Here is a 12003-nt window from a genome sequence, read left to right as displayed (position 1 = left end):
AGCGGCCGGGAACCTCATGCCCTCCACGGAAGGCCCACCCGTGCCCTACGTGCCGCCCGCCGACGTGGCCGAGGCGAGACGCGTACAGGAGGAGTTGCGGTCCCGGGTGGACCTGACCGGGCCCGGTCCCGCCGCGCCCGCGACGGTGGCCGGGCTGGACGTGGCGTACGCGCCCGACGGTGACCTGCTCGCCGCCGCCGTCACGGTCCTGGACGCGGCCACCCTCGACGTGGTGGACGAGGCGGTGTGCGTGGGGCGGCCCGCCTTCCCCTACGTGCCGGGGCTGTTCGCGTTCCGGGAGATGCCGGCGTTGCTCGCCGCGCTGGACCGGCTCACCACCCGTCCGGAGCTGCTGGTCTGTGACGGGCACGGGCTGGCGCACCCGCGCCGGTTCGGGCTGGCCTGTCACCTGGGCCTGGTGACCGGGCTGCCGACGATCGGGGTGGGTAAGACGCCGCTCGTCGGCTCGTGGACGGGGCCCGGCCCCGAGCGTGGGGACAGCGCCGACCTGTGTGACGAGGGCGACGTGGTCGGGCGGGTGCTGCGGACTCGGGACGGTGTGCGGCCGGTCTTCGTGAGCGTCGGGCACCGGATGGGGTTGGACAACGCGGTGGACCGGGTACTGGCACTGACGCCCCGGTACCGGCTGCCGGAGACCACCCGTACGGCCGACCGGCTGTGCCGGCGGGCGCTCGCCGAGGCAGGCGCATCGGGCGGTGACCTGGGCGGGCGGTGATCGCGTGGCGCGGCACACATGTGGCGTGCTCGATGCGCGGGTGCCCGGAGGGGCCGGTAGTAACCTGACCGGCGGATCCGGTCCGGACGCAACGGTGAGGTGGAGATGTCGGCAGGGCGGCACGCGGCGCGATGGGCCATGGTCGGCGCGCTGCTGGGTGGCCTGATCGCCGTCCCGGCGTCACCGGCGTCGGCCCGCGACGACCGGGTGGGACTGCGCTCGGCGAAGAGCTTCACCGCCGGTGGCCCGCCGGGCACGGTGGCGGTCGAGGTGCGTAAGCGCACCGACGGCTGCGTGCAGTTGCGTACCGCGGTCGGGCTCCGGTTGGAGGGCCTGCGGGCGGACCAGGTCCGGGTGCAGGTGGCGTCCGGGGGCCGATGGGTGCCGGTGCAGGTCTCCGGGGACGGCGCCGTCGCCACCGCTGCGGTCGCGCCGGTCGACCGGCCGTTGTGCAAGGGCAAGGGCGTCACCGTCCGCTACCGGTTGTCCTTCCTGGCCGGGGCCGTCGGCGGGCGGCTGGAACTGGCCGCCGAGGCGAGCGCCGCGAACGGCGACGTGCTCGACCGGGCCGGTGGCTCCGCCCGGCTGGTCGGTGCCCCGCGGACGCCGAGCCCCAGCCCGTCCCGCAAGCCCTCGCCGACGCCCAGCGCGAGCGAGACCACGGCGGCCGAGGTGACCGGCACGTCGCCGGTGGCCGCCGCCGTCGCCCCGGCCACCGCCGCGGTCGACGACTCGTCGTTCGGAGGTTCCATGATCATGTGGTTCGGTATCGGGCTGGTGCTCGTCGGCGCCGCCCTCATCGTCCTGCTGCTGCGCCGCAACCGCGCCGACCGGACCGGCGGCGGGCACTCCGCCGACCTTCCGCCGGTCCCGCTGCCGCGCAGCACCACCACCTACCGCTCCGGCGCGCCCGGACCGGCCCCCACGGTGTACGGGGGCGCGACGCCGCCCCGCCCGGCCGGCAACGTGTACGGCGCGCCCGCGGCCGCCCCCGCATCACCGGCGCCGACGGGCGCGGACGCGACCAGCGTCCTGCCTCCACCCCCGCCCCCGGCGGGCGGGGACGCGACGAGCGTTCTGCCCCGCTTGCCGGACTGAGCCGGAACCCGACCGGCTCCCGGGGTTACCGTGACGGTGGGTGGTCGCGTCGTGGCCCGGTAGCCGCCACCTGCCCGACCGGAGGACGGAACACCGGGGCCGAACGGGGCCCGGTGCCGGGGCCGCTCGGCCGATAAGATCGCGTGCGCCGACCGGCACCGCCGACCGGTGAGACCGCATACGTGGAAGGAGCCGCGCCGTGGCCCTGGACCCGCAGTTGCTCGACATCCTCGCCTGCCCGGACACGCACCACGCCCCGCTCGACTACGACGCGCAGGCGCAGACGCTCACCTGCACCGAGTGCGGTCGCATCTTCGAGGTCCGGGACGACGTCCCGGTGCTCCTGCTGGACGAGGCGCGCGGTGGACCCGCCGCCGACGAGGCGCGGGGCGGGTCGTCGCGGTGATGGAGGGTACGGCCGGGGTCAGCGGCCACCGGCGCGCCGACGAGGCCCTGCTGGACGACGCGGCGCAGCTCTCCGAGCGGGATCCGGGCGGCATGCTCCGGCACACCGCGTCGGCGGGCGCCCAGGTGCGCGAGTCGGCGGCGCTGGCCGCCGAGGCGAACCTGTCCGTGCTCGCCGACGACGGACGGCCCCGCGCGGTGGTCATCGCCGGCATCGGCACCGCCGGGCGTACCGGTGACGTGCTGGCCACCGTCGCCGGGCCGCGCTGCCCGGTGCCGGTCATCCCGCACCGCAGCGCCGGCGTGCCCGGCTGGGTGGGCGCGGCGGACGTGGTCATCGCGGTGAGCGCGTCCGGTCGCAGCCCGGAGGCGCTGGGCGCGGCCGAGGCGGCGCACCGGCGCGGCGCCCGGCTGGTCGCGGTCGGCGCGCCCGACTCGCAGCTCCAGTCGGTGGCGGAGCGGGCCCGTGCGCCGTTCATCCCGGTGCCCCGGCGCGCGCCGGCCCGGGCCAGCCTCTGGGCGCTCACCGTGCCGGTTCTGCTGGCCGCCCGTACCCTCGGGCTCGTGAAGGTCAACGAGGCGGATCTGGCCGAGACGGCGGCCCGGCTGGACGCCGATGCCGATCGATGCCGGCCGACCGCCGAGTCCTTCGTCAACCCGGCGAAGTCGCTGGCGCTCGGGCTGTCCGGTTCGATCCCGATCGTGTGGGGTTCGTCCCCGCTGGCCACCGTGGCCGCCCGGCGGTTCGGTGACACGCTGTCCGCCAACGCCCGCTACCCGGTGGTCGCCGGTGCGCTGGGCGAGGCGGGCCGGGGCCGCGTCGGCCTGCTCGACGGGGTGTTCGGCGGCCTGGCCGAGGGCGAGCGGGACATCTTCGCCGACCCGGGCGTCGACGAGTCCGACGGCACCCGGCTGCGGCTGGTGCTGCTGCGCGACGGCGGGCTCAACGCCGACGACGACACCGACGAGCCGCTGGCGGTCGAGGAGCGCCGCGCGGACGCGGTGCAGACGCTCGCCGAGCGGCGCGGGGTGCGCTGCGACGTGGTGACCGCCGAGGGCGGTTCCGCGCTGGAGCGGCTCGCGTCGCTGGTCGCGGTCCCCGACTTCGCCTCGATCTACCTCGCCCTGGCACACGGGCTGGACCCGATGGCGGTACCGGCCATCACGGAGATGAAGGAGCTGGCGAACCAGTGACCACACGGGGCATCGAGCGAGGCGGGGAATGAGCGCAAACGGGGGCACCAAGGCGATCGTCGCCGCCCTGGCGGCGAACCTCGGCATCGCCGTCACCAAGTTCATCGCGTTCGCCCTGACCGGCTCGTCGTCGATGCTTGCCGAGTCGATCCACTCGGTTGCCGACTCGGGCAACCAGGGTCTGCTGCTGATCGGCGGCCGGCGGGCCAAGCGGCAGGCCACGCCGCAGCACCCGTTCGGGTACGGCCGGGAGCGCTACATCTACGCCTTCATCGTGGCGATCGTGCTGTTCAGCATCGGTGGCCTGTTCGCGCTCTACGAGGCGTACCACAAGGCGTCCGACCCGCACCCGATCGACAGTTGGCAGTGGGTGCCGGTGGCGGTGCTGGTCGCGGCGATCGTGATGGAGAGTTTCTCCTTCCGTACCGCGATCAAGGAGTCCAACCTGGTTCGGGGCAACCAGACCTGGGTCCGGTTCATCCGCCGGGCCAAGGCGCCGGAGCTGCCGGTGGTGCTGCTGGAGGACTTCGGCGCGCTGGTCGGTCTGGTCTTCGCGTTGTTCGGCGTCGGCATGACGCTGATCACCGGCAACGGCATGTGGGACGCGGCGGGCACCGCGATGATCGGCGTCCTGCTCGTGGTCATCGCGGTCACGCTGGCGATCGAGACCAAGAGCCTGCTGCTCGGCGAGGGCGCCGAGGAGGGCGAGCTGACGAAGATCGAGCAGGCCGTGACGAACGGTCCCGAGGTCGAGCGGATCATCCACATGAAGACGCTCTACCTCGGCCCGGAGGAGCTGATGGTGGCCGCGAAGATCGCCGTGCCGGCCTGGGAGACCGCCCAGGACCTGGCGCGCGACATCAACGCGGTCGAGGCGCGGATCCGCCGCGAGGTGCCGACCGCCCGGGTGATCTACCTGGAGCCGGACATCTACTCGCCGGAAGCCGAGCGGGCCGGCACCGGGCAGGCGGCGGACACCGCCGTCCCGGAGGCCGTGACCAGTGGCGGGACGCACGCGGCCGACGAGGTGGCCGGGCGGCCCGGGAGCTGACCGATGGAGTTGTTGCAGGGCCGGATCCGTGACTACGCCTGGGGCTCGCGCACCGCGATCGCCGAGTTGCAGGGGCGGCCGGTGCCGAGCAACGGGCCGGAGGCGGAGCTGTGGCTGGGCGCCCACCCGGGCGCCCCGGCCACCGTGCAGCGCGACGGCCGGCCGGTCAGTCTCACCGAACTGCTGGTGGCCGAGCCGGGCCACTGGCTGGGTGAGCGGCTGGTCGGCCGGTTCGGCACCCGGCTGCCGTTCCTGCTGAAGGTGCTCGCCGCCGACGCGCCGCTGAGCCTCCAGGCCCATCCGGACGCCGAGCAGGCCCGCGCCGGGCACGCCGCCGACGTGGGGCGGGTCAACTACGTCGACCCGTACCACAAGCCGGAGCTGCTGGTGGCGCTCTCGGACTTCGACGCGCTGTGCGGCTTCCGCGACCCGGGGGAGTCGGCGGCGGCGATCGCCGCGTTCGGCGTACCCGCGTTGGAGCCCGTCGTGGCGGCGTTGCGCGACGGGCCGGCGGGGCTGCGGGAGGCGGTACGTCTGCTGTTGAGCTGGCCCCAGGCGGAGCGCGCCGGGCTGGTGGCGGCCGTGCTGGCGGCGGCGGAGGCCGGGCCGGCCTCGGCGGACGCCGAGCTGGTCCGCACGCTGGCGTCGGGCTATCCGGCCGACCCGGGCGTGGTGGTGGCATTGCTGCTGCACCACGTCCGGCTGGCGCCCGGCGAGGGCATCTGGATGCCGGCCGGGAACCTGCACGCCTACCTGCGCGGCACCGGCGTCGAGATCATGGCGGCCAGTGACAACGTGCTGCGCGGTGGGCTGACCCCGAAGCGGGTCGACGTGGCCGAGCTGCTGCGGGTGCTCCGGTTCGAGGTGCTGACCCAGCCGGTGCTGCGGCCCGAGCAGGTGGAGCCGGGGGTGCAGACCTGGCCGGTGCCGGTGGAGGACTTCGCGCTGCACCGGGTCGAGGTGACCGCCGGGTCGCCGGGGGTGCGGCTGACGCTGTCCGGGCCGCGGGTGGTGCTCTGCCGGGCCGGGAAGCTGACCGTGGACGACGGCGTGGGTGTGGTCACGCTGGACGCGGGTCAGGCCGCGGTCGGCACGGCGGCCGGTGGCCCGCTCACGGTGGGCGGGGCGGGCGAGGCGTTCGTCGCCACTTGCGGCATGCACTGATCCGCGCAAGTCCGACTTTTCCGAAATAGCTTGACGGCCACGCTGCGTGGTGTGACTCTATGGGTACGCAGCGTTGTCGCGACGAAGGTCCGGTGACGTGCGGGGGAACCAAACCGGGGGGATGCGCGGGGCGGCCGGGCCGTGAGTGGAAAGTCCGCTCACGACCGACCGCCCCGTGCGCTGTCCGCCGACCGGCCGATTGCGCGGTCGGCCAACCGGGCACGGGCCGAGTGGCCCGCGAGCGTAAGGTGGAAGGCTGCGCACCACCATCGTTCGACAGGAGCTTCCATGACCAGCACCCTCCCGGCGGCCTCCAGCGGCGCGTCGTCGCAGGCCCGGCCGAGCACCCTCGCCGAGGGCGACTACAAGGTGGCGGATCTGTCGCTCGCCGCGTTCGGGCGCAAGGAGATCCGGCTCGCCGAGCACGAGATGCCCGGCCTGATGGCGATCCGGCGTGAGTTCGCCGAGGCCCAGCCGCTGGCCGGCGCCCGCATCACCGGTTCGCTGCACATGACCGTCCAGACCGCCGTCCTGATCGAGACCCTGGTCGCGCTCGGCGCGCAGGTCCGCTGGGCGTCCTGCAACATCTTCTCCACCCAGGACCACGCCGCCGCGGCGATGGTGGTCGGCCCCGAGGGCACCCCGGAGGCCCCGGCCGGCGTGCCGGTCTACGCCTGGAAGGGCGAGACGCTGCCGGAGTACTGGTGGTGCACCGAGCAGGTGCTCAACTGGCCGGACGGCCAGGGCCCGAACATGATCCTCGACGACGGTGGCGACGCCACCCTGCTCGTCCACAAGGGCGCCGAGTTCGAGAAGGCCGGCGTCGTGCCGCCGGTCGAGTCCGCCGACTCCGAGGAGTACGCGGTCATCCTCGAACTGCTGCACCGCTCGCTGGCCGAGGACGGCCGGCGCTGGACCCGGATCGCCGCCGGCATCAAGGGCGTCACCGAGGAGACCACCACCGGTGTGCACCGGCTCTACGAGATGCACCGCGCCGGCACGCTGCTCTTCCCGGCCATCAACGTCAACGACTCGGTGACCAAGAGCAAGTTCGACAACAAGTACGGCTGCCGCCACTCGCTCATCGACGGCATCAACCGCGCCACGGACGTGCTGATCGGCGGCAAGATGGCTGTCGTCATGGGCTACGGCGACGTGGGCAAGGGCTGCGCCGAGTCGCTGCGCGGCCAGGGCGCCCGGGTCGTGGTGACCGAGGTCGACCCGATCTGCGCGCTCCAGGCGGCGATGGACGGCTACCAGGTCGCCACGCTCGACGACGTGGTGGAGCAGGCCGACATCTTCATCACCGCCACCGGCTGCTTCGACGTCATCACCAACGAGCACATGGCCCGGATGAAGCACCAGGCCATCGTGGGCAACATCGGCCACTTCGACAACGAGATCGACATGGCCGGCCTGGCCAAGCGCAGCGACGTGACCCGGGAGAACATCAAGCCGCAGGTCGACGTGTGGCGCTTCGACGACGGCCACGCCATCATCGTGCTCTCCGAGGGCCGCCTGCTGAACCTGGGCAACGCGACCGGCCACCCGAGCTTCGTGATGTCGAACTCGTTCGCCAACCAGACGATCGCCCAGATCGAGCTGTTCACCAAGACCGAGGAATACCCGATCGGCGTCTACGTGCTGCCCAAGCACCTGGACGAGAAGGTCGCCCGGCTGCACCTGGACGCGCTCGGCGCGAAGCTGACCACGCTGACCAAGGAGCAGGCCGCCTACCTGGGCGTCTCCCCGGAGGGCCCGTTCAAGTCGGACCACTACCGCTACTGAGTTCCACGCTCGGAGAAGGGACCGGGTTCGGCCGCCGCGCGGCCGTCCCGGTCCTTTTTCGCGTACGGGGGAAGGCCGGCAGGTGCCGAACCGGGTGACGTTACAGCGATCAGCTTGACGTTTGCTGTGAACAGGAGCAAGGTATGCCTGCCCTAACTAAGCGACGACGGAGTGCTGATGTTCGCCACGTACCTGATCGGCCTGCGCGAGGGCCTGGAAGCGACGCTCGTGGTCAGCATCCTCGTCGCCTTCCTGGTCAAGTCGCAGCGCCGGGACCGGCTGCCGCAGGTGTGGGCCGGCGTCGGCCTGGCCGTGGCGCTCTCCGTCGGCTTCGGCTCCCTGATCCAGTACACGTCCACCTCGCTGCTGCGCACCTCCGAGTCGCGCGAGCTGTTCGAGGCGGTCACCTCGGTCGCCGCGGTGGTCTTCGTGACCTGGATGATCTTCTGGATGCGCCGGGCCGCCCGCACCATCGCCGGTGAGCTGCGCGGCAAGCTCACCGACGCGCTCGCGGTCGGTTCCCTGGCCGTGGCCGGCATGGCGTTCCTCGCCGTGATCCGCGAGGGCCTGGAGACCGCGCTGATCTTCTACGCCGCGGCCGAGAGCGCGGCCGGCGGCACCGGTCCCGGCTCGCTGCTCGCCCTGGCCGGCGGCATCGCCACCGCCGTCGTGATCGGATTCCTGCTCTACCGCAGCGCGGTACGGATCAACCTGAGCCGGTTCTTCACCTGGACCGGCGCGCTGCTCATCCTGGTCGCCGCCGGCATCCTCAAGTACGGCGTGCACGACTTCCAGGAGGCCGGCGTGCTGCCCGGCCTGAACGACCTCGCCTTCGACATCTCCAACACGCTCGACCCGGGCTCCTGGTACGGCGCGCTGCTCGCCGGCATGTTCAACGTCACCGCCGCGCCGACGGTGCTGGAGCTGGTCGCCTGGGTCGCGTACGCGGTGCCCGTGCTCGTCCTCTTCCTGCGCAAGCCGTCCCAGCCCGCGAAGCCCGCCGAGCCCGCTCACCCGACGCCGCCCGCCGAGCCGGTGCCGGCCGACGTCGCCGCCGTCCCGTCCCCCCGCTCCTGACCCGCCCGTCCCCGAGGAGACCCCGCACGATGCGTACCACTCGACTCGTCGCGCCCGCCGTCGCCGGGCTGCTCGCCGTCGCCGGACTGGCCGGCTGCGGGGGCGGTGACGACGCCGACGCCACGAACGGCGGGCCGATCGCCGTCAAGGCCACCGACACCGTCTGCGAGGTCGGCGACACCGAGATCGACGCCGGTCAGGTGACCTTCAAGGTGACGAACACCGGTTCCAAGGTCAACGAGTTCTACGTCTACGCGGCCGGTGACCGGGTGATGGGCGAGGTGGAGAACATCGCCCCCGGCCTCAGCCGCGAGCTGCGGGTCGAGCTGACCGCCGGCACGTACGAGACGGCCTGCAAGCCGGGGATGAGCGGCCGCGGCATCCGGGGCGCGCTGAAGGTCTCCGGCACCGCGGCGACTGTCGCCCCGGACGCCGCGCTGACCCAGGCCACCGAGAGCTACCAGCGGTACGTGCGCAGCCAGACCGCCGCGCTGCTGACGAAGACCGAGGAGTTCGTGGCGGCGGTCAAGGCGAACGACGTGGCGAAGGCCAAGGCGCTGTACCCGGTGGCCCGCACCTACTGGGAGCGGATCGAGCCGGTCGCGGAGAGCTTCGGCGACCTCGACCCGAAGATCGACGGCCGCGAGGAGGTGATCGAGGAGGGCATGGAGTTCACCGGCTTCCACCGGATCGAGAAGGACCTCTGGACCACCGGGGACGTGAGCAGGGACGGCCCGATCGCCGACCGGCTCCTGGTCGACGTGAAGGCGATCGTCGCCAAGGCGGACGCCGAGAAGCTCACCCCGCTCCAGCTCGCCAACGGCGCCAAGGCGCTGCTCGACGAGGTCGCCAGCGGCAAGATCACCGGCGAGGAGGAGCGCTACTCGCACACCGACCTCTGGGACTTCAACGCCAACCTGGAGGGCTCGAAGGCGGCGATCGCCGCGCTGCGCCCGGCGCTGGAGCAGCGCGCACCCGACCTGGTCAAGCAGCTCGACAGCGAGTTCGCGAACGTGGAGACCACCCTCGGCAGGCACCGGGCCGGCGACGGCTGGAAGCTGCACACCCAGCTCGGCAAGGCCGAACTGAAGGAGCTGTCGGACGCGGTGAACGCGCTGGCCGAGCCGGTCAGCAAGGTCGCGGCGGCAGTCGCGCGATGACCGGCCCGGCCGGAGGCGACGCGACGAGCGAGCCGAACAACCGGCGGACCGGCCGCGGCCTGTCCCGGCGCCGCGCGATGACCCTGGCCGGCGTCGGCGTGGCAGGCGTCGCCGGGGTGGCGGGCGCCGCCGGTGCCCTGCTCGCCGGCGGGAACGAGGCCTCCGCCACCGGATCGGCGGCCGGTTCCGTGCCGTTCCTCGGCGAGCACCAGGCCGGCATCACCACCCCGGCCCAGGACCGGCTGCACTTCGTCGCGTTCGACGTGGTCACCAAGGACCGGGACCGGCTGGTCGCGATGCTCCAGGAGTGGACCGCCGCCGCGGCCCGGATGACCGCCGGCAAGGACGCCGGGGTCATCGGCGCGGTCGGCGGCATGCCGGAGGCCCCGCCGGACGACACCGGCGAGGCGCTCGGACTGCCCCCGTCGCAGCTCACCCTCACCGTGGGATTCGGGCCGTCGCTGTTCCGCGACGCGCAGGGCCGCGACCGCTTCGGCATCGCCGCCCGGCGTCCGGCCGCCCTCGCCGACCTGCCGCACTTCGCTGGGGACGCGCTGCGGCCGGAGCTGTCCGGCGGCGACCTCTGCGTCCAGGCCTGCGCCAACGATCCGCAGGTGGCCGTGCACGCCATCCGCAACCTGGCCCGGATCGGCATGGGCGTGGTGAGCGTCCGCTGGTCGCAGCTCGGCTTCGGGCGTACCTCGTCGACGTCGCGGGACCAGGCCACACCCCGCAACCTGTTCGGCTTCAAGGACGGCACCGCCAACCTCAAGGCCGAGGACGCCGGCCTGCTCCGCGATCAGCTCTGGGTGCAGCCCGGCGACGGTCCGGACTGGATGACCGGCGGCTCCTACCTGGTCACCCGGAAGATCCGGATGCTGATCGAGACGTGGGACCGCAGCCCGCTGGCCGAGCAGGAGACGATCGTCGGCCGGACCAAGGGCAGCGGCGCGCCGCTGGGCCGCCGCGACGAGTTCGACGAGCCGGACTTCGCCGCCAAGGGCGACGACGGCGAGCCGCTCATCGCCGACACCGCGCACGTACGGCTGGCCCACCCGGACCAGAACGACGGCGCCCGCCTGCTGCGCCGCGGCTACAACTTCGTGGACGGTTCGGACGGGCTGGGCCGGCTCGACGCCGGCCTGTTCTTCATCGCCTACCAGCGGGATCCGCGCCGGCAGTTCGTGCCGATCCAGACCCGGCTGGCCCGCAACGACGCGATGAACGAGTACCTGCGGCACGTCTCCAGCGGCCTGTTCGCCTGCCCGCCCGGCGTACGCGACGCCGCCGACTGGTGGGGGCGGGCGCTGTTCGCCTGAGCCCGGCTCAGCGGCGTACCGGATCGGGGCCCGCGTCCGGGACGGCGGACCGCAACCGGCCGTCGACCGGCGCGGCGGGACGCAGGGCGGCCGGCGCGACGGCGTGCGGCACCGTGGCCGGGGCCGGGACCAGCTCCGGCCAGAGCGCGGCGGTGACCGCCCGGGTCCGGCCCAGCCGGAGCGCGGCCCGGCGCCCCCGCTCGGCCAGCACCGCCGACAGGTAGACCGAATCCGGCGCGGCCCACGGCGGAGGCGGCGAGGTGACCGCAGCGACCTCCGCCCACAGCGCCCGGCCCAGCCGGAAACGGTCCGGCTCGGCGAGCTGGGGCAGCCGGTCCAGGTACTGCCGGGCGGCCAGCGCCAGCCCGTCGTCCAACCGGGTCAGGTCGAGCGTGGTCGCCCAGGCCAGCAGCGGCGGCGGAGCCGGCGGCAGCGGCCGCCACAGCGCGGCGCCCCGGCTGTGCACCACGAGCGTGCCGGCGACCAGGTCGCCCAGCCGCCGGCCGCGCGGGTCGGTGAGCATCACCGTGACGCTCGCGACCCAGCTCAGCAGCGGCAGCACCAGACCGGGCCACTCCACCGCGACGCCGACGAGCGCCCGGGTCAGCGACTGGCCCACCCCCACCGGGCCGCCGTCGGCCCGCACCACGCGCAGCCCCACGGCCAGCTTGCCCACCGTCCGGCCACCGGCGAAGCGTTCCATCACCACCGGATAGCCGAGCAGGACCAGCACCAGCAGCAGAGTCTGGAGCGCGCCGGCCAGCGCGGTGTCGAGGACGTCGCCCAGCAGGGCGAGCGCGACCATCGCCAGCACCGCGCCGAGCACCAGGAACAGCGCGAGCTGGATCACGGCGTCGATCAGCAGGGCGAGCACCCGGGAGCCCAGCCGGGCCACCCGGACGTCCAGCTCCACCGCCTCGCCGCTGACCAGACCGGCGTCGGCCCAACGGGGCGGTGGGGGAGGTTGCGCGCGCACCCCGACAGTGAACACCATGGACGCCGAACGGGGGA

At 73.8% G+C, this 12003-nt stretch carries 11 protein-coding genes; 10 read left to right on the top strand and 1 reads right to left on the bottom strand.

The features are described 5' to 3' along the window. Nucleotides 1-16 precede the first annotated feature (16 nt). From nfi to efeB, 10 genes are all read left to right on the top strand, one after another. Nucleotides 17-736: a deoxyribonuclease V gene (gene nfi / locus M8C11_RS13435; RefSeq protein ID WP_252449762.1), complete on the top strand. Its 720-nt coding sequence runs from the start codon at nucleotides 17-19 to the stop codon at nucleotides 734-736. A gap of 105 nt (nucleotides 737-841) precedes the next feature. Then, nucleotides 842-1834 carry a hypothetical protein gene (locus tag M8C11_RS13430; RefSeq protein ID WP_252449761.1) on the top strand — a complete coding sequence of 331 codons (993 nt, stop codon included), beginning with the start codon at nucleotides 842-844 and terminating at the stop codon, nucleotides 1832-1834. Nucleotides 1835-2033: 199 nt separating this feature from the next. Beyond that, entirely contained in the window at nucleotides 2034-2240 is a 207-nt protein-coding gene (locus tag M8C11_RS13425) for a Trm112 family protein (protein WP_091418686.1), read from the top strand. Then, entirely contained in the window at nucleotides 2237-3433 is a 1197-nt protein-coding gene (locus M8C11_RS13420) for an SIS domain-containing protein (protein WP_252449760.1), read from the top strand. Before M8C11_RS13425 ends, M8C11_RS13420 begins: the two co-directional genes overlap by 4 nt. Nucleotides 3434-3461: 28 nt before the next feature. Next, nucleotides 3462-4484, top strand: a complete 1023-nt coding sequence (locus tag M8C11_RS13415; RefSeq protein WP_252449759.1) for a cation diffusion facilitator family transporter — start codon at nucleotides 3462-3464, stop codon at nucleotides 4482-4484. A 3-nt stretch (nucleotides 4485-4487) separates the two neighbouring features. Continuing rightward, nucleotides 4488-5648 (top strand): mannose-6-phosphate isomerase, class I, encoded by a 1161-nt coding sequence (gene manA / locus M8C11_RS13410; protein ID WP_252449758.1) that lies wholly within the window; start codon nucleotides 4488-4490, stop codon nucleotides 5646-5648. A 288-nt stretch (nucleotides 5649-5936) separates the two neighbouring features. Continuing rightward, nucleotides 5937-7436, top strand: coding sequence for an adenosylhomocysteinase (gene ahcY, locus M8C11_RS13405; RefSeq protein ID WP_128137827.1), 1500 nt, complete (start codon nucleotides 5937-5939; stop codon nucleotides 7434-7436). Between the two features lie 177 nt (nucleotides 7437-7613). Then, nucleotides 7614-8513, top strand: a complete 900-nt coding sequence (gene efeU / locus M8C11_RS13400) for an iron uptake transporter permease EfeU (protein ID WP_252449757.1) — start codon at nucleotides 7614-7616, stop codon at nucleotides 8511-8513. A gap of 29 nt (nucleotides 8514-8542) precedes the next feature. Beyond that, nucleotides 8543-9673, top strand: a complete 1131-nt coding sequence (efeO, locus tag M8C11_RS13395) for an iron uptake system protein EfeO (protein ID WP_252449756.1) — start codon at nucleotides 8543-8545, stop codon at nucleotides 9671-9673. Next, the gene (gene efeB, locus M8C11_RS13390; RefSeq protein ID WP_252449755.1) at nucleotides 9670-10992 is read left to right on the top strand and encodes an iron uptake transporter deferrochelatase/peroxidase subunit; all 1323 of its coding nucleotides are present in this window, start codon (nucleotides 9670-9672) and stop codon (nucleotides 10990-10992) included. The genes efeO and efeB overlap by 4 nt, the downstream gene beginning before the upstream one ends. Nucleotides 10993-10999: 7 nt before the next feature. On the opposite strand, the gene M8C11_RS13385 is transcribed toward efeB, so the two are convergent. Beyond that, complete coding sequence (locus M8C11_RS13385) at nucleotides 11000-11968, bottom strand: RDD family protein (protein ID WP_252449754.1); 969 nt, start codon at nucleotides 11966-11968, stop codon at nucleotides 11000-11002. Nucleotides 11969-12003: the final 35 nt, after the last annotated feature.

Source organism: Micromonospora sp. CPM1 (genome assembly GCF_023896895.1).
Classification (GTDB): domain Bacteria; phylum Actinomycetota; class Actinomycetes; order Mycobacteriales; family Micromonosporaceae; genus Micromonospora; species Micromonospora tulbaghiae.
The sequence above is the reverse complement of the archived record's forward strand: the minus strand, read 5'-3'. Positions and strand labels throughout refer to the sequence as shown.

Excerpts from the sequence above, each read along its gene's own strand:
- efeB (WP_252449755.1), top strand. The coding sequence starts at position 9,670 with ATGACCGGCCCGGCCGGAGGCGACGCGACGAGCGAGCCGAACAACCGG.
- M8C11_RS13415 (WP_252449759.1), top strand. The coding sequence starts at position 3,462 with ATGAGCGCAAACGGGGGCACCAAGGCGATCGTCGCCGCCCTGGCGGCG.
- efeO (WP_252449756.1), top strand. The coding sequence starts at position 8,543 with ATGCGTACCACTCGACTCGTCGCGCCCGCCGTCGCCGGGCTGCTCGCC.
- nfi (WP_252449762.1), top strand. The coding sequence starts at position 17 with ATGCCCTCCACGGAAGGCCCACCCGTGCCCTACGTGCCGCCCGCCGAC.
- ahcY (WP_128137827.1), top strand. The coding sequence starts at position 5,937 with ATGACCAGCACCCTCCCGGCGGCCTCCAGCGGCGCGTCGTCGCAGGCC.
- manA (WP_252449758.1), top strand. The coding sequence starts at position 4,488 with ATGGAGTTGTTGCAGGGCCGGATCCGTGACTACGCCTGGGGCTCGCGC.
- M8C11_RS13430 (WP_252449761.1), top strand. The coding sequence starts at position 842 with ATGTCGGCAGGGCGGCACGCGGCGCGATGGGCCATGGTCGGCGCGCTG.
- efeU (WP_252449757.1), top strand. The coding sequence starts at position 7,614 with ATGTTCGCCACGTACCTGATCGGCCTGCGCGAGGGCCTGGAAGCGACG.